Source organism: Staphylococcus simulans (genome assembly GCF_002902285.1).
In the GTDB taxonomy this organism is placed as follows: Bacteria; Bacillota; Bacilli; order Staphylococcales; family Staphylococcaceae; genus Staphylococcus; species Staphylococcus simulans.
Genome location: NZ_PPRU01000037.1, coordinates 1 through 18,117 on the forward strand (window position 1 = coordinate 1; position 18,117 = coordinate 18,117).

At 35.7% G+C, this 18,117-nt stretch carries 18 protein-coding genes; 2 read left to right on the forward strand and 16 right to left on the reverse strand.

Annotated features, from left to right (window positions below):
* Nucleotides 1–311 precede the first annotated feature (311 nt).
* The 4 genes from CD112_RS08790 to coaBC all read right to left on the reverse strand — a co-directional run bounded on the left by CD112_RS08790 (nucleotide 312) and on the right by coaBC (nucleotide 5,364).
* Nucleotides 312–629 carry a hypothetical protein gene (locus tag CD112_RS08790; RefSeq protein ID WP_023015733.1) on the reverse strand — a complete coding sequence of 106 codons (318 nt, stop codon included), beginning with the start codon at nucleotides 627–629 and terminating at the stop codon, nucleotides 312–314.
* A 180-nt stretch (nucleotides 630–809) separates the two neighbouring features.
* Nucleotides 810–1,442: an NAD(P)-dependent oxidoreductase gene (locus CD112_RS08795; RefSeq protein ID WP_057511017.1), complete on the reverse strand. Its 633-nt coding sequence runs from the start codon at nucleotides 1,440–1,442 to the stop codon at nucleotides 810–812.
* 302 nt (nucleotides 1,443–1,744) lie between these two features.
* Complete coding sequence (priA, locus tag CD112_RS08800) at nucleotides 1,745–4,153, reverse strand: primosomal protein N' (RefSeq protein WP_060803943.1); 2,409 nt, start codon at nucleotides 4,151–4,153, stop codon at nucleotides 1,745–1,747.
* On the reverse strand, nucleotides 4,153–5,364 hold the full coding sequence (gene coaBC / locus CD112_RS08805; protein ID WP_103364177.1) for a bifunctional phosphopantothenoylcysteine decarboxylase/phosphopantothenate--cysteine ligase CoaBC: 1,212 nt from the start codon (nucleotides 5,362–5,364) through the stop codon (nucleotides 4,153–4,155). Before coaBC ends, priA begins: the two co-directional genes overlap by 1 nt.
* Before the next feature lie 216 nt (nucleotides 5,365–5,580).
* Here coaBC and CD112_RS08810 point away from each other — a divergent pair, with 216 nt between their 5' ends.
* A complete protein-coding gene (locus CD112_RS08810; RefSeq protein WP_002480631.1) occupies nucleotides 5,581–5,898 on the forward strand; it encodes a thioredoxin family protein in 318 nt (105 codons plus the stop codon).
* A 71-nt stretch (nucleotides 5,899–5,969) separates the two neighbouring features.
* Here the strand turns inward: CD112_RS08810 and rpoZ are convergent, their stop codons facing one another.
* Together rpoZ and gmk are read right to left on the reverse strand one after the other, a co-directional pair.
* Complete coding sequence (gene rpoZ / locus CD112_RS08815; protein WP_002480630.1) at nucleotides 5,970–6,200, reverse strand: DNA-directed RNA polymerase subunit omega; 231 nt, start codon at nucleotides 6,198–6,200, stop codon at nucleotides 5,970–5,972.
* Entirely contained in the window at nucleotides 6,200–6,823 is a 624-nt protein-coding gene (gene gmk / locus CD112_RS08820; RefSeq protein WP_002480629.1) for a guanylate kinase, read from the reverse strand. Before gmk ends, rpoZ begins: the two co-directional genes overlap by 1 nt.
* 169 nt (nucleotides 6,824–6,992) lie before the next feature.
* Between gmk and CD112_RS08825 the strand changes: the two genes are divergently transcribed.
* On the forward strand, nucleotides 6,993–8,711 hold the full coding sequence (locus tag CD112_RS08825) for an Rqc2 family fibronectin-binding protein (protein WP_057511012.1): 1,719 nt from the start codon (nucleotides 6,993–6,995) through the stop codon (nucleotides 8,709–8,711).
* Nucleotides 8,712–8,762: 51 nt separating this feature from the next.
* Here CD112_RS08825 and CD112_RS08830 read toward each other — a convergent pair whose 3' ends face one another.
* From CD112_RS08830 to CD112_RS08870, 10 genes are all read right to left on the reverse strand, one after another.
* The gene (locus tag CD112_RS08830) at nucleotides 8,763–9,314 is read right to left on the reverse strand and encodes a tyrosine-protein phosphatase (RefSeq protein WP_308446729.1); all 552 of its coding nucleotides are present in this window, start codon (nucleotides 9,312–9,314) and stop codon (nucleotides 8,763–8,765) included.
* 25 nt (nucleotides 9,315–9,339) lie between these two features.
* Nucleotides 9,340–9,525: a CpsB/CapC family capsule biosynthesis tyrosine phosphatase gene (locus CD112_RS13880; RefSeq protein WP_308446728.1), complete on the reverse strand. Its 186-nt coding sequence runs from the start codon at nucleotides 9,523–9,525 to the stop codon at nucleotides 9,340–9,342.
* Nucleotides 9,526–9,674: 149 nt separating this feature from the next.
* A complete protein-coding gene (locus CD112_RS08835; protein ID WP_002480626.1) occupies nucleotides 9,675–10,076 on the reverse strand; it encodes a VOC family protein in 402 nt (133 codons plus the stop codon).
* Nucleotides 10,077–10,579: 503 nt separating this feature from the next.
* Nucleotides 10,580–10,771: a hypothetical protein gene (locus CD112_RS08840; protein WP_002480625.1), complete on the reverse strand. Its 192-nt coding sequence runs from the start codon at nucleotides 10,769–10,771 to the stop codon at nucleotides 10,580–10,582.
* A gap of 26 nt (nucleotides 10,772–10,797) precedes the next feature.
* The gene (pyrE, locus tag CD112_RS08845) at nucleotides 10,798–11,409 is read right to left on the reverse strand and encodes an orotate phosphoribosyltransferase (protein ID WP_023015755.1); all 612 of its coding nucleotides are present in this window, start codon (nucleotides 11,407–11,409) and stop codon (nucleotides 10,798–10,800) included.
* Nucleotide 11,410: 1 nt separating this feature from the next.
* Nucleotides 11,411–12,115, reverse strand: coding sequence for an orotidine-5'-phosphate decarboxylase (gene pyrF, locus CD112_RS08850; protein WP_002480623.1), 705 nt, complete (start codon nucleotides 12,113–12,115; stop codon nucleotides 11,411–11,413).
* The gene (locus tag CD112_RS08855) at nucleotides 12,115–13,032 is read right to left on the reverse strand and encodes a dihydroorotate dehydrogenase (RefSeq protein ID WP_057511010.1); all 918 of its coding nucleotides are present in this window, start codon (nucleotides 13,030–13,032) and stop codon (nucleotides 12,115–12,117) included. The genes pyrF and CD112_RS08855 overlap by 1 nt, the downstream gene beginning before the upstream one ends.
* Nucleotides 13,029–13,793: a dihydroorotate dehydrogenase electron transfer subunit gene (locus CD112_RS08860; protein WP_103364178.1), complete on the reverse strand. Its 765-nt coding sequence runs from the start codon at nucleotides 13,791–13,793 to the stop codon at nucleotides 13,029–13,031. The genes CD112_RS08855 and CD112_RS08860 overlap by 4 nt, the downstream gene beginning before the upstream one ends.
* A 57-nt stretch (nucleotides 13,794–13,850) precedes the next feature.
* Nucleotides 13,851–17,024: a carbamoyl-phosphate synthase large subunit gene (carB, locus tag CD112_RS08865; protein WP_103364179.1), complete on the reverse strand. Its 3,174-nt coding sequence runs from the start codon at nucleotides 17,022–17,024 to the stop codon at nucleotides 13,851–13,853.
* A complete protein-coding gene (locus CD112_RS08870; RefSeq protein WP_002480619.1) occupies nucleotides 17,017–18,117 on the reverse strand; it encodes a carbamoyl phosphate synthase small subunit in 1,101 nt (366 codons plus the stop codon). Before CD112_RS08870 ends, carB begins: the two co-directional genes overlap by 8 nt.

Below are 18,117 nucleotides of genomic sequence, written 5' to 3' on the forward strand. Positions count from 1 at the left end.
ATACATATATAATTGTTTAACAATTCACGCTTACCCTTGTTTTTTTATTAAGAGATTGTAAATTCAGTACAACTATAAATCAATTTCATATTTTTAAATCATTGAGATGACTTATTCCACTAATTAGGTTGTTAATCAATAAGCTTCTTTAGTTGGATTGTCTATTTACTTTTCAACAGAATTTACATAGAAATTAGAAAAGTATTCAATTTTCCTCTGTTAAAAATATGTATAGCTCACATTAGTAAGGAAACGTTCATGGTTCCTTACTGAATATGAGCTTTTCAATAACTTATTAATAGTGATTGTAACTATTGTAAAATAATAAAGAAAACAATAACAAATATGCTTACAATGAACCTTACACTTTGTGCTAAAAAGATGATTTTCCCAAAAGTTCTCTTTTGATAGATACCTATGCCTACTTGGATCATCGCAAACCCAATGATTAAAAGAATCAGAGCTGGTATGAAATTAGCAATTAAAGCCCCGATATCTAACAATAAGCTTCCTACTATTAAGAGGATCATTGTAATTTTAGGTGTTTTCGGATTACGTGCTAACATTAATATCGCAGATAAAAATGTGAAAACTGAAAATGCTATGATAAACGTTTTGAGCAGAATCATAAAATCACTCCTTGATTCCTTATTATACATGAAAATAATCATTACAATATCAAAAAAGGGATATTAACTTATAGTTACCTATATAAAATATACACCTGTACAAGTTAGTGCATTCTTAATAATAAAACCTCATTAAAAGCAATTTACTTTCTATTGCTTTTAATGAGGTTTTATTATGAGTTAGCCAGAAACAACTGTGATACCTTGGTTTGGATATTGATCATTTTCAGCTTCATCTATAAATGCGTTACTGAAATCACTGTACGATACATAAGATTTATTTCTTGAGTTATAAATAATTGTATCAGTACCCAATTTATAATCGTTGGTTTCTGGACCATTAAAATCAAACATGCTTGCAGGACTTACAAACGTCCAGTCTTTTAGTTTGTCTTGCGCTGATAGAATATCATAAGCTTCAGCCATTTTTATAGCTGATTCTTTTACAGCTTCTGGGATATTTGGATTATCCGCTACTCTTGTTGTTTTACTATCATCTATATACAATCTACCTGTTCCACCAACAAACATCAGTTTTACATCTATACCCTCTAAAATATTAATAAGATGATTAGTCATTTGAATATATAACTCTTCTTTTCCTCTTGGTGCGCCAAATGCGACGAATACTGCATCAAAACCTTCTAAATCTTCACGAGTAATATCTAATATATCTTTTTCTACATATGGAACATCAAATTGTAATTTATTATGATTTCTGACAAACGCAGTAACTTCATGGTTTCTCTCTAATGCTTTTTCAGTTAAGATTGTTCCTTGTTTACCCGTTGCGCTAATGATTGCTATTTTCATCGTTTCATCATCCCCTTTTGAAAATTAATTATAGCTTTGATAAACTGCTTACTTTTAAAAGTATGGTGTCTCATAAAGAATCCTTAATCGTATATCTATATGAAGTTCGTAAGCAGATAAGCATTTATAATTTAATTTATTTTACGCCACTTTTTGTATAGTACGCAATAATAAAGAACTTTCAAAAAGTGTTACACTTATACATTGATGTTGGCTGAAAATAAAAAGATAAGTGACAATCTAAAAAGCATCTAATACTTCCTAAATCATCACTTATCCTTGATTTTATGCTATTTTATTCTCTACATCATGACATAAGGGTTTATGTCTATCTTTAACGAAAGCTTATCTTTTTGATAGCGTTCATGATAGTAATCATCTAAATATTGAAGTGCTTTGTGTAGCTCTGGTTCACTTTTGTATTTGACTAGGACTTGGAAGCGAAATTCTCTATTAATTCTAGCGATAGCTGCTGGTGATGGTCCTAAAATCAAAGCTCGATCCGTAAGATGTTGTAATAATATTTTATGAACATGTGCAGCTGCTTGCATAACTTCTTTCATATTTTGGTGAGAAATCGTAAAGTTAATCAAGAAATAGTATGGTGGATACTTACCAATTTGTCTGTATTTCATTTCTTTGTGATAGAACGATAAATAATCATTAAGCTGGACATCTTGTATCGCATAATGATCAGGGTTATAGGTTTGAATAATAACCTTCCCTTCTTTTTCATGACGTCCTGCACGCCCTGCTACTTGAGTCAATAATTGGAAAGTTCTTTCACTGGAACGAAAATCTGGTAAGTTCAACATAGTATCAGCGTTTAACACACCGACAAGTGTAATATTTGGAAAATCTAACCCTTTCGCAATCATTTGAGTACCGAGCAGAATATCCCCTTTACCTTCTCCGAAGTCATTCAATAACTTCTCATGTGCGCCTTTTCGTGATGTTGTATCTGCGTCCATACGAATAATCTTCGCATTTTCAAATTCACGATTTAACAGTTCTTCTACGCGTTGGGTACCAGTTCCCATTTGACGAATGTGTTCACTTTCGCAGTTTGGACATTTATTAGGCGGTGTTTCTTCATAACCACAATAGTGACATTTCAATTTATCGCTAGATTTATGGTAGGTCAATGAAATATCGCAGTTTGGACATTGCGGTACATGACCACAGTCTCGGCATAATATAAATGAAGAATAACCACGTTGATTTAGGAACAGTACAATTTGTTCATTGCGAGATAAACGGTCTTGAATTGCTTCTCGCAATTCTGTCGAAAACATTGACCGGTTACCATTTGCTAATTCTTCACGCATATCTACAATATCAATTTCAGGTAATGGTTGATTATTCACACGATCAGGTAAGCTTAATAAGTGATAAACTCCCTTTTCAGCACGTGCATATGATTCAAGACTTGGCGTCGCACTACCTAAAATTAATGGACATTGATGATATTTTGCTCGCCATAATGCAATCTCTTTCGCATGATAACGAGGATAATCTTCTTGTTTATATGTTGCCTCATGTTCTTCATCAATAATAATCATACCCAGATTTTTAAATGGTGCAAAAACACTAGAACGCGCGCCTACACTTACACGTGCACGACCGTCACGTATTTTTTGCCACTCATCATAACGTTCGCCTTTTGAAAGACCTGAATGCAATACTGCAACTTCATCACCAAATCTACGTTTAAAACGTAAAACCATTTGTGGTGTCAAAGCAATTTCTGGAACTAACATCATAGCCTGTTGATTTTTTTCTAGAACAGCTTCTATCGTTTGAAGATAAACTTCAGTTTTACCTGAACCTGTTACACCATGTAATAAGAAAGTCTCTTGTTTTTCTTCATCAATAACCTTTTTAATCTCATCGTAAGCGATTTGTTGGCTTGGAGTGAGTTGTCGTTTTTCTTCTTGTTCAAATACTCTTGATGCATATGGGTCACGTTCTACTATGGCATCATACTTCTCAACAAAACCATTACGTTCCAATGTTTTAGCACTTGAAGCTGATAACCCTACTTCTTCAAGTTCTTTTAAAGGAACATCTCTATTTTGTGCATCTAGCAAGTAAGCATAAACATCATATTGTTTAGGGTGTCGTTCTAACATTGCTAAAACTTCATCTGGTTGATGATCATCTCTTATTCGTATTGCACGTTGTGTTTTTTTCTTTGTATTTTGAGACAGTAACGTTTCTTCTCTAACGATACCTTCTTCTAATAAAGGAACTAAATGTTTTAAATCACCATTTTGTTGAGCAGCTTTATAAGCATAATGTCCTTCTTTATTAAAGCGTTTTAAAATGTCATCTGGTATTGATTCATCTTCTACAATTTCAAATACTTTGGTATATCTTGCTTTAATAGCACTTGGTAACATGGCTTCTAAAATAGAAATACGTTTCGTGACATGATATTTACCATACCAAGCGCTTAAATCAACTAATTCAGGTGTCAGTTCTGGTTTGATATCTTGAATTTCTTGGATTTCTTTTAGTTTAGATAAATCTAGTTCTGGATCTGGTTCCTCAGCTATTTCCATAACATACCCTTGAATGGTTCTGTACCCAAAGGGTACAACGACTCGTACACCAACTTGAATAATGGGTACGAGTCGCTCTGGTATTTTATAGTCAAAGGTAAAGTCTACGTTTTTAGCTGGGACATCTACAATTACCTTTGCATACATTATTTCCACCTACGTTCTAATTCTTCTAAGATTCTTCCAGCAAGCTGCTGTTTCTTACCTTTCTCTATATTAACTGCTTCGTCATTTTTGAAGTATAATGTGACTTCATTATCATCAGAACTGAAACCGATAGATGTATCTCCTACGTTATTCGAAATAATCACATCTGCATTCTTTTTCTCTAATTTAGCTTTTGCATATTTTTCAATATCTTGTGTTTCAGCTGCAAAGCCAATTAATTTTTGATGCGTTTTATGTTCACCTAAATATTTCAATATATCTTTAGTTCGTGTAAATGAAATGGTTAAATCTCCATCTTGTTTTTTCATTTTATGTTCCAGTTTTTCTGCTGGTTTATAATCTGATACAGCAGCTGTTTTAAAGACAAAGTCCTGAGCATCAAAACGTTCAACTACTGCGTTAAACATATCTTCCGCACTAGTTACAGGTACAAAGTCCACGTTTTCTGGTGGCGTTAAGCTTGTTGGACCACTCACTAAAGTTACTTTAGCGCCTCTCTTTTGTAATGCATCAGCAAGTGCATATCCCATTTTTCCTGATGCTCTATTAGACACAAAACGTACAGGATCAATAACTTCGACCGTCGGTCCTGCTGTAACTAAGGCATGTTTACCATTGAACCAATCACTCTCATTGATGACTGATTGATTATTATTTTGTTCCATCGTTTGGCGCATGAATGCCATGATATCCAATGGTTCCATCATACGGCCCTTCGCTACATAGCCGCAGGCTAAAAAGCCTTCACCAGGTTCGGCGAAATGATATCCATCTTCAGTCAATACTTGCATGTTTGCTTGTACTCTTGGATTTTCATACATATACACATTCATAGCAGGAGCAACAAATTTAGGAACAGTCGTCGCTAATAAAGTTGAAGTAATCATATCGTCAGCAATACCGTTTGCTAATTTACCGATAATATTGGCAGTTGCTGGCGCAATAATCACTGCGTCTGCCCAATCACCTAACGCTATATGTTGAATTTCAGCTGGATTTTCTTCTTTAAATGTACTCGTGTATACAGGATTACGACTGATTGCTTGGAAAGCAAGCGGTGTTACAAACTCTTGTGCATGTTCAGTCAGCATTACACGTACGTCATACCCTGCTTGTGTTAATTTACTTGTTAAATCAATCGCTTTATAAGCTGCAATACCACCCGATACTGCTAATAAAATATTCTTCATCGCAATCTTTGCCTCCAAGTTTATTCTCTCTTTATGTATACGGCTTAATATTAAAAAATAAGTCCAAATGAAATGGCCTCATAATTCATCAATCATTTTATATTTTAACACTCTAGGTCAAAAAAGTCCTTAGCTTTGCAAAGCAATAAAGTTGATTCTCTACCTCTATCCGCGTATGATAGCTTTCGTTACAGACAATAGAAAGAAGGTTTGAAGGTGGAGACTTTAAAGCAATATGACGATATTACACAACGCATTGAATCAGAAAATAAATTCTTATTATATGTCATGGCGAATGGTTGCTCAGTCTGCCATGCAGACCAACCTAGAGTAGAAAAATTAGTAAATCAGTTAGAAATACCTGCAGCACAAATTATTGTAAATGATATTCCTGAAGCTGCTGGTCAGCTCTCACTCTTTACTGCGCCTGTCGTCATTCTTTTTAATAATGGAAGAGAATTTCATAGACAAGCACGTATTATAGATTTCGATCAGTTAGAACGTTCTATGGAGCAATTGAAGATGTCTTATTAAATGAAAAACAACCTTTAAAGCAGTTTTTTTGCCTTAAAGGTTGTTTTCAATTTATATAATCACTTTTAAACTCAGTCTTTTGTTTCGAATTCACTTTCGTTTAATTCTGGTTCGATTGGAGTGATTTTGCCATCAGCAATCTCTTCTAAAGCTTCTCCAACTGTTTTAACTGAGTGATATTTTTCTAATAACGCAGTGTCTTTTTTGTCATATAATTCACGTGCGCGTTTGGCTGCCACTGTTGCGATTAAATATTTTGATTTTACTTTTGAAGTTAATTGATTAAGCGGTGGGTATAACATTATTTTTTGGCCTCCAATATCATTTTTCTATACTTTGCTTCTATACGTTCACGTTTTAGATGTTCGGCTGCAACGATTGCTTGAATACGTTCTTTAGCAAGTTCTACTTCATCGTTTACCACAACGTAGTCATAAAGATTCATCATTTCCACTTCTTTACGTGCTTCTTTCACACGACTTTGAATCTTTTCGTCTGATTCTGTACCGCGGCCGACTAAACGCTCTCTTAAGTGGTCTAAACTTGGCGGTGCTAGGAAGATAAATAATGCATCAGGGAATTTCTTGCGTACTTGTTTCGCACCTTCAACTTCGATTTCTAAGAAGACATCATAGCCTTCATCCATAGTGTCTTTCACATACTGTACAGGTGTACCGTAGTAGTTACCTACATATTCTGCATACTCAATAAATTGATCTTGTGCGATAAGTTGCTCAAACTCTCGTTTTGTCTTGAAAAAATAATCAACGCCATCTTGTTCACCTTCACGCATTTCACGTGTCGTCATTGAAATTGAATATTTGTATGATGTTTTCGGATCATCAAATATTTCTTTGCGGACAGTACCTTTTCCGACTCCAGATGGACCTGATAAGACAATTAGTAAACCTTTTTCATTATCCATGCCTTACGACCTCTCTAAGCTATTGTTGTATTATATAATGATACCATATTCTAAATAAAATTGTATAGATGCCAATAGATAAAATCTTAATTTGGAAGTTTACCATATTCACATGGTACAATAATAAGAACGTAGTACAAGAACGAAAATAAAAAGGTAGCTGATAATTATGGCATTTGATGGCCTATTCACAAAGAAAATGGTAGAAGAACTGTCCTTTCTTGAAGGTGGACGTATTCATAAAATCAACCAACCTGATAACGATACAATTATAATGGTCATTCGTCAGAATCGTAAAAACCATTCATTACTGTTATCTATCCATTCTAATTTCTCTCGTATGCATATTACGAAAAAGAAATATGATAACCCATTTGAACCGCCAATGTTTAACCGTGTCTTTCGTAAACACTTAGACGGCGGAATTATACAAGCAATTCGTCAAATTGATAATGACCGTCGTATCGAAATCGATGTTCAAAGCACAGATGAACTCGGTGATAAAATATATCGTACCGTTATCTTAGAAATTATGGGTAAACACAGTAACTTAATACTTGTGGATGATAATCGCAAGATTATCGAAGGTTTCAAACATTTAACACCAAACACAAACCAATATCGTACCGTTATGCCAGGATTCCAATATGAAGCACCACCTACACAAAATAAAATCAATCCTTATGAAGTTTCAGGTCAAGACGTATTAAAATATATAGATTTCAATCAAGGTAATATTGCGAGACAACTCTTACAAACTTTCGAAGGTTTCAGTCCACTCATTACGAAAGAAATTACAGAACGTCGTCAATTTATGACTACTGAAACATTACCAGCAGCATTCGATGAAGTTATGGAAGAAACTAAACTTAAACCTGTTCCGATTTTCCATAAAAACCATGAAACTGGTAAAGAAGATTATTACTTCATGCGTTTAAAACAGTTTGATGATGATAGTGTGACTTACGAATCACTTGATGAGTTATTAGATCGTTTCTACGATGCACGTGGCGAACGTGAACGTGTTAAACAACGTGCGAATGATCTGGTTCGTTTTGTCCAACAACAACTTCAAAAAAACCGAAACAAACTCGTTAAATTAAACGCTGAGTATGAAGGTACGCAATCAAAAGAAGATATGCAGTTATATGGTGAACTCATTACCGCAAACATCTATCGCATTAAACAAGGTGATGAAACCTTAACTACTGAAAATTACTACACAGGTGAAGAAGTGACAATTAAGTTAGATCCGACTAAATCACCTTCACTGAATGCTCAATATTACTATAAGCAATATAACCGTTTAAAAACACGTGAACATGAGCTTGAACACCAAATTCAACTCACAGAAGAAAACATTGCATACTTTGAATCTATTGAGCAACAGTTGGCTCATATCACAGTAGAAGATATTGACGAAATCCGTGAAGAACTTGCAGAACAAGGCTTTATGAAACAACGTCAAAATCGTAAGAAAAAGAAACAACCGCAAATGCAGTTGCAAACTTACCTTTCTACAGATGGCTCAACTATATATGTAGGTAAAAACAACAAACAAAACGATTATCTAACAAATAAAAAAGCACGTAAGCACCATTTATGGTTCCATACAAAAGATATTCCTGGTTCTCACGTAGTCATTTTTGAAGATGAACCAAGCGATAAAACAATAGAAGAAGCTGCAATGTTAGCAGCCTACTTCTCTAAAGCAGGAAACTCTGGTCAAATTCCAGTAGATTACACAGATATCAAAAACGTACACAAACCATCAGGTGCGAAACCAGGCTTTGTAACATACGATAATCAAAAAACATTATATGCCACACCAGATTATGATCACATCCAATCAATGAAAAGCGATTCAGAAAAAGTGAAATTAAAATAATCTATTTACTTTAAAAGCACTCGAAGACAAAATGTTTTCGAGTGCTTTATTTTAAAATATCCAACCTTTAATTTTTTGACTATCAGGAACAAACGGTTCACGCTTATCAATTTCTTCATTTTTAATAATTGCTTCTGCATTCTTGATTAACTTCATCATAGATTCACGAAAATTCAATAACACTTCTTCCTTAAACAAAGATTTCATAATAAAAGGTCTGGCTTCAAAATCATGCGCATCAGATGCGATAAAATGAGCAAGATTACATTTCATTAGTTCAATCGATACATCTTGAATTCCTTTACCAAAATCCCCTACTAAAGACGTTGAAGTAATTTGACTTAATGCTCCTTGCTGAACTAAGTTATATAAAACACTCATATCTTTCAACAAAGCGGTATTACGTTCAGGATGTGCAATGATGGGAATATAACCTAAATCCTGTATATTTTGAAACATTTGATACGTATAATCAGGAATGTCGTTAGGAGGAAACTCAATGAGTAAGTATCTGGACTTGTTTAAACCACTTACCATTCCGGATTTAATATCTTCAATTAAATTCTGATGAATTCTTACCTCTTGTCCTGGATAAATTTGAATTCCTAAATCTTTAACCTCTTTTAATTTACATAATTTTTATTTTTAACTTTACTTTATCAAAAGAATTATCGTATTTATTAGTATAATGTGGTGTTGCAATAATTTTTGTTACATTTTCTTTTTTAGCTTGTTTTAATAATTGAATAGCCACTTCTTCATCTCTTGGTCCATCATCTGCATCAATTAATATATGATTATGCATATCTATCATGGGTATCGCTCCAAAATTCAGACTACCAATCTATCTTTTTAAATGGCGTTTATTCATAACTCACCTTTATTATATTCTTTTTTCATAGCCTGCTGTAAATAAAAAACAACCCACCTATCAGGTGAGTTGTTTACATATCATTGATGAAATTAATCCATTAATGCTAGTTGGAAATTCACACCGAAGCGATCTTGTATCCATGCGAATTCTCTGTAAGGTCCAAGCTCAGTTTTGGCCATTAAAATGGCACCGCCGCTTTTTAATCCACTGTATAGACGTTCCATTTCCATGGCATTATCTACTGTCACAAATAAAGAAATAGATGGATTCATCGGTATTTCAGTTCCATTAGAATTATCAATCGCCATAATGATTTGGTCTTTTAAACGAATAATTGCGTGTTGGACTGCACCCGCTTCTCCGCTTCCAAACTCATCATACTTCACCATTGAAACCACTTCACTGTCTTCAAATACTGAAGTATAAAGTTCAATCGCTTCTTCAGCTTCATTATTAAACATTAAAAATGGTGTTACCTTTGGTATTTGCACACTATCCCCTCCTCATTGACTTGCTATTTACTAATCACATAGTAATTTAAAATTAAGCAACTTAAAAATTACTATTTTGACACTTAAAACGATACATGAATGACTATACAAAAGCAACTCAACCTATACATAGTACTGCCTTAATTGAGATTGTGTTTTTCCTCAAAAGGGTTAACTTAAGCTATCATTGTGAAAGACCAAAAGTGAATCAAACAGTACCTTTTTCTATATGTATGACACAATTCATAGTATAATGACTTTATTCCAAAACAATGAGTAAATCTTAATCAGATGATTGAATGAATGGAGGTCTATGATGTCTCACTTTTTCTTACCTATTTTAGCAATGTTAGCAGTGATTATTATCGGTTATATCTTTATTAAAATATATTTACGCTAGTCTATTTGTCACTTTTGACTTAGACAGATTTTTCTTAAAATCTAAAAATCCGCAATCATAAGCTCAAAATGAGTGTTCATGATTGCGGATTTTGTCGTTTGTTTTAAATTAAGCCTTTTTCTTTTATATCTGTTTTACATTTCTTGAATATGTTTTTCTCGTGTTCATTCGATAACCATTGATTTTCATCTTGATCATAGTTATTGACCGGCTCACGGTAATCTTCATTTGCGGATAAGAACTTATTTAAGTGCGCAAATGGTTTATGAGCAGTTTGTGCATGTGTATTGGACATGGTTCATCCCTCCATCCAATTCCATCTTATGCTAAATTGTCTCTCCATTCAACTAAAGATTGAATATCTGACTCAGAAATTTTACCTTGTTCTTTAGCCACGTCGATTAATTCGTTGTAGTCACTTAAAGTATAGAACGGAATATCAGCATCTTTGAACATTTGATCCGCTTTAGCAAGACCATACGTAAAGATAGCAACTACACCTAATACTTCAGCGCCAGCTTCTCTTAATGCTTCTGCAGCAACTAAAGAAGAACCGCCTGTTGAAATTAAGTCTTCAACGACTACGATTTTTTTACCTTTACTTGGTGCACCTTCGATTTGGTTTTGTTTACCATGGCTTTTACTTTTAGAACGTACATAGCTCATTGGCATATCTAATTTTTCAGAGATGAACGCTGCATGAGGAATGCCCGCTGTCGCAGTTCCTGATACAATTTCAGCATCTTTGAAATGTGTTTGAATCAATTCGATTAAACCGTCACGAATCGCGTTACGAACTTCTGGATAACCTAATGTAACACGATTATCACAATAAATCGGAGATTTAATCCCTGAACTCCATGTAAATAAATCATTCGGTGATAGTGCAACTGCACCAATATCTAATAATGATTGCGCAATTTGTTTTGACATCTTAACCTAACCAACTTTCTTTAATATGATGATAACTTTCAACCGGATTGTCACTTTGTGTGATTGGACGACCTACTACAATATGTGTAGAACCCATTTCACGTGCTTTGTCTGGTGTTGTAATACGTTTTTGATCGTCTTGTGCGTAATGTGCTGGACGAATACCTGGTGTTACTTTCAAGAAGTCTGAACCTAATTCTTTTGTCAGTAATTCTGCTTCTAATGGTGAACATACTACACCATCTAAGCCAGCTTCTTTAGTTAAACGTGCATAGTTTAATACAGCCTCTTCAATTGAAGTTTGGATGTTTTGTTCTTTTTGCAGCATTTCTTCTGTTGTTGATGTTAATTGTGTGACCGCAATAATTTTAGTGTCTTTGTTGACGCTACGTAAGCCTTCAACTGCTTGGCGCATCATTTCAGTACCGCCTGCAGCATGAACGTTTACTAAATCTACATTTAAACGTCCTAAACCAGCCATCGCTTGTTTGACTGTATTTGGAATATCATGCAGTTTTAAATCTAAGAAGATTTGGTGGCCGCGTGCTTTAATTTTGTTGATTAATTCAGGGCCAGTTTGATAATAAAGTTCCATTCCGATTTTGATGTATAAAGGTTCATCAAATAAATCTAAGAAATTTTCTACTTCTTCAGCCGTCGCAAAGTCTAATGCGATAATCGGTAAAGGTAAATTACGATTTGCCATTATTTAGTCACCTCAAAAGTCCTTTTGTACAATTCATTAATATGGTTTACACCTAAGTCGTCGAGCAATGCTGGCAGTTCATCAATGATTTCTTTACAAACCATTGGATTTTGGAAGTTAGCTGTTCCAACTGCTACCGCATTCGCACCCACTGAAATATAGTCTATAACATCTTGTGCGTTTTGAACACCGCCCATTGCGATAATTGGAATATCTACAGCTTGTCTGACTTGATAAACCATTCGCATTGCGACAGGTTTGATTGCTGGTCCGCTTAAGCCACCGACTGTATTTGCGATAATTGGACGCCCTGTTTTCGCATCAATACGTAAGCCGACTAATGTATTAATCATTGTTAAACCATCCGCATATTGCGCGATTGCTTTAGCCATTGCGACAATATCTGTTACGTTTGGTGAAAGTTTCACGTATACAGGCACTTCAGAAACTGCTTTAACTTTACGTGTCAATTCAGCAGCAACCACTGGATCCACACCAAACTGCATACCGCCTTCTTTCACGTTCGGACAAGAGATGTTTAATTCCAACGCTTTCACATTTGGTGCTTTTGAAATATGTTCAGCCACGTATACATAGTCTTCTTCAGTAGAACCCGCAACGTTTGCGATAATCGGTACATCAAATTGTTCTAACTTCTTAAGTTCATGTTCAATAATGTGATGCACACCAGGGTTTTGTAACCCAATCGCATTAATCATACCACTATCAGTTTCAGCAACACGTGGTGTTTCATTACCATAACGTGCTTCTTTCGTAGCGGCTTTAATCATAATGGCACCTAGTTCGCTTAAGTCATAAAATTGACTGAACTCAGCACCGAAAGCAAAACAACCGCTTGCTGGCATAATCGGGTTCTTTAACTCTAATCCTGGAATTTCTACATTTAATCGACTCATAGGATGACTGCTCCTTTCTCAAATACAGGTCCCTCTGTACAAACTTTGACATAACTTGTTTCAGATTCAGGTGTATGGCAGACACATGCGTAACATGCGCCGATACCGCAACCCATGCGTTCTTCAAGTGATAAGAAACCTTCAACATCTGCTAATTTGTCATGTTCTTTAATGGCTTTTAACATCGGTTTAGGTCCGCATGTATAGTAAATATCATAATCTACCGGCAACTCAGAAATCACATTTGTCACAAAGCCCTTTGATCCCATTGTGCCATCTTCAGTCACAATGTGCGTTTCACCTAATTGCGCAAATTCATCTGCGTAGAAGACATCTTTTTTACTTCTGAAACCTAAAACATGTACTGTCTCAATACCTTGACGATTGAGTTGTTTAGATAGTTCATATAAAGGAGGAACACCAATACCGCCGCCTACAAGAAGCGCTTTACGTTCTGCTTTTTCAACAGGGAAACCATTACCTAAAGGTGCAATAATATCAATCGCATCATTCTCACGCATTTGAGACAGACGTTGTGTCCCAGCACCTTCTGCACGATATAACATCGTAAAGGTTTCAATTTCAGGTTCGATATGACAAATTGAGATCGGGCGTCTCAACATATGCAGTGAACCTTCACCTACTTTAATATGAACGAATTGTCCAGGTTGTGTCATTTTACGTGTCACAGGTCCTTTTACTTTAATTTCAAAAATGCGGTCCGCAATTTCTCGATTGGATACGATAATGTTTTGTTCCACTGTTAAATCCTCCTTTTAATCTTGAATCTATCTTCATTATAGCCACTTTAACTACTTTTACATACTTCTCATTGTGAATGTCATACTTTCAATCACATTCGTTAACGCATTCGCTGTATCTAATGATGTTAAACATGGCACACCATTTTCTACAGATGCACGTCTGATTTGGAAACCATCTCTTTCAATCGTTTTCCCTTTTGTCATCGTGTTAATGACAATTTGTACGTCACCATTTTGAATGCGATTTAATAAATCATCTTCACCGCCGATTTTACCCACTGTTTCAACCGGAATATGATTTTCAGCTAATTTCGCAGCTGTACCTGAAGTTGCGAGTACTTTATATCCCACTTCATGTAAACGTTTTGCGATTTTAACCATTTTTTCTTTATCTTTATCACTGACAGTAATTAACACTGTACCATGATCTTTTACTTCGACACCGCTCGCAGTTAAACCTTTGAACAATGCTTTTTCTAAAGTTAAATCTTTACCCATGACTTCACCTGTTGATTTCATTTCAGGTCCAAGCGTAATGTCGACATTTTTCAATTTATTAAAACTGAATACTGGCGCTTTAACATAAACCCCTTCTGAATAAGGTTGAAGTCCTGGTTTGTAACCTAATTCACTTAGTTTTTCTCCTAAGATGGCACGCATCGCAAGTTGTGCCATTGGAATATCTGTAATCTTACTTAAGAACGGTACTGTACGACTTGATCTTGGGTTCACTTCTAACACATAGACACCATCATGTGCTAATACGAATTGGATATTGATTAAACCGATAATATCCAAACCTTTCGCAAGTTTCGTTGTATACGCTTCTAAAGTTTGAATCACTTCATCAGATAACGTTTGAGGCGGATAAACCGCGATAGAGTCGCCTGAGTGCACCCCTGCACGTTCAATATGTTCCATAATACCTGGAATAATCACTGTTTCCCCATCTGAAATCGCATCAACTTCAATTTCTTTACCTGTTAAGTAACGGTCAACAAGTACAGGATGTTCAGGACTCGCTTTTACAGCTTCTCTCATGTAGTTTTCTAACTCTGCATCATTATACACGATTTCCATCGCACGGCCACCTAATACATACGATGGACGTACAACAACTGGATAACCGATTTCTCGTGCATTGTCTAAAGCTTCTGCAGGGGAAGTTGCAGTTTTCCCTTTCGGTTGCGGTACATCGATGGTATTTAAGAGTTCTTCAAACTCTTTTCTATCTTCAGCACGGTTTAAATTCTCTAAAGATGTACCTAAGATTTGCACACCGTGTTTCGCAAGTTTTTCTGCTAAATTGATGGCAGTTTGGCCACCGAATTGAACTACAACACCTTTAGGTTGTTCGAGTTCAATAATGTTCATGACATCTTCTTCAGTTAATGGTTCGAAGTAAAGTTTATCTGAAATTGAAAAGTCAGTTGACACTGTTTCAGGGTTGTTGTTGACGATGATTGCTTCATAGCCTGCATTTTGGATTGCCCAAACGGCATGAACTGTCGCATAGTCGAATTCAACACCTTGACCGATACGGATCGGACCAGAACCAAGTACAATCACTTTTTCTTTATCTGTTACGATGGATTCGTTATCTCTTTCATATGTTCCATAGTAGTACGGTGTCGCAGATTCAAATTCTGCAGCACATGTATCTACCATTTTGTATACTGGTTTAATATCATTTTCATGGCGGAGTCGATAAACATCTTCTTCTTCCATATCAAATCTATGTGCGATGACTTTATCGCTGAAACCATAGTCTTTCGCATATTTAAGATATTCGATATCACCTTTATGTGCTTTTAATTCACGTTCGATATCGATAATATGTTGGAATTTGTTAAGGAAGAAGTAATCGATTTTAGTCATCTCGTGAATTTCTTCGAGTGTTGTACCACGTCGAATCGCTTCACCGATGAAGAAAAGACGTTCATCATCTTGTTGTAAGATACGTTCTTTTATGTAGTCTAAATCGTAACTTTCTCCATTCGGTAATCCTAGATGATGGACACCATATTCTAATGAACGAATGGCTTTTAATAATGATTCTTCATACGTACGGCCGATAGCCATAACTTCACCTGTTGCTTTCATTTGTGTTCCAAGTACACGTTCACCTTTTTCAAATTTATCAAATGGGAAACGTGGAATTTTAGAAATCACATAGTCTAAAGCTGGTTCAAACGCCGCATAAGATGTGCCTGTGACAGGATTTAACATTTCATCCAATGTTAAACCAACCGCAATTTTAGCTGCTAATTTCGCAATCGGATAACCTGTTGCTTTTGATGCTAAGGCTGATGAACGTGATACACGTGGATTAACTTCAATGATATAGTAATTCATTGAATATGGATCAAGTGCTAATTGTACGTTACAACCACCTTCGATACCTAAAGCACGAATAACTTTTAATGATACGTCACGTAACATTTGATATTCAACATCTGTCAAAGTTTGACTTGGCGCAACAACGATAGAGTCACCTGTATGGATACCAACTGGGTCGATATTTTCCATATTACAAACCACAATGGCGTTATCGTTTTTATCACGCATTACTTCATATTCAATTTCCTTAAATCCTGCGATAGATTTTTCAATCAAACATTGTGTAGCTGGGCTATAATGCAAGCCGTTTGTCACAACTTCTTTTAATTCTTCGTCGTTATGACAAATACCGCCGCCTGTACCACCCATTGTAAATGCTGGGCGGACGATTAATGGATATCCCACTTGTTCTTTAAACGCAAAAGCTTGTTCTACGGTGTGGACGATGTCACTTTCAGGAACAGGTACATCTAAGTCATTCATCAAACTTCTGAATAATTCACGGTCTTCTGCTTGTTGAATTGAGCTTAATTTTGTTCCTAATAAACGTACATTGTTCGCTTCTAAAACACCGCTGTCATGAAGTTGAATGGCCATGTTCAAACCTGTTTGTCCACCAAGTGTTGGTAAGAGTGCATCAGGTTGTTCTTTACGGATGATACGTGCGATAAAGTCGTGTGTTAAAGGTTCGATATAAACTTTATCTGCAATTTCTTTGTCAGTCATAATTGTTGCTGGGTTTGAATTGACTAAGATAACGCGGTAACCTTCTTCTTTTAAGGCTAAACACGCTTGTGTACCGGCATAATCAAACTCTGCAGCTTGGCCGATGATGATAGGTCCTGAACCAATCACTAAAATGGTTTTGATGTCATTATTTCTAGGCATTGACTGTACGCTCCTTCGCTTTGAATTCTTTCATCATATCAATGAATTGATCGAATAAGTAATTTGAATCAGTAGGTCCTGGGCATGCTTCTGGATGATATTGTACTGAAAAAGCAGGAAGCGTTTTATGTTTTAATCCTTCCACTGTGCCATCATTTAAGGCAATATGTGTGACTTCTAAATCTGTGTGTGCAACTGAAGCTTCATCAATTGCGTAACCATGGTTTTGACTTGTTAAAGCAATTTTTCCTGTTGCTAAGTCTTTAACTGGATGGTTTGCACCACGGTGACCAAACTTCATTTTGAAAGCTTCGGCACCTTGTGATAATGCAAATAGCTGGTGACCTAAACAAATACCGAAGAATGGAATTTTTCCTAAGATACCTTGAATCATTTCCACAGCTTCTGGTACATCTTCAGGATCTCCTGGGCCATTCGATAACATAACACCGTCAGGTGACATGCCAAGAATAATTTCAGCTGGTGTATTGTATGGCACGACAGTTACATTACAACCGCGTGCGTTAAGTTCTCTAACGATATTTTGTTTCTTTCCGAAGTCTACCAATACGACGCTTAAGTCTGAGCCAGTTGATACATAAGGTGTTTTCGTCGATACCATCGGTACTTCGTCACGAGAGAGTTCAAATTGTTTAAGTTCTTCTATGAATGCTGGAATATCTTCAGCGTGGTCTGTAAAACCTGCTTTAAGTACTCCATGTTCACGTATTTTACGTGTGATACTACGTGTATCTACACCAGAAATACCTGGAATATCATATTGAACTAATACATCGTTGAAAGTCTTTTGTTGACGGAAGTTGCTAGGATGCGTACTCGCTTCTTTTACGACTACGCCACTTAATGTCGGTACTAATGATTCAAAATCATCTCTGTTAATACCGTAATTCCCGATTAAAGGATAAGTGAATGTAATGATTTGACCTGTGTAAGACGGGTCAGAAATTGTTTCTTGATAACCCGTCATTGCTGTGTTGAAGACAATCTCACCTTTAGTCAGATTGTCTGATCCCAGCTTTCTTCCTTCATAAATTGAACCATCTTCAAATACAAGATATCGTTTTTCTAACAT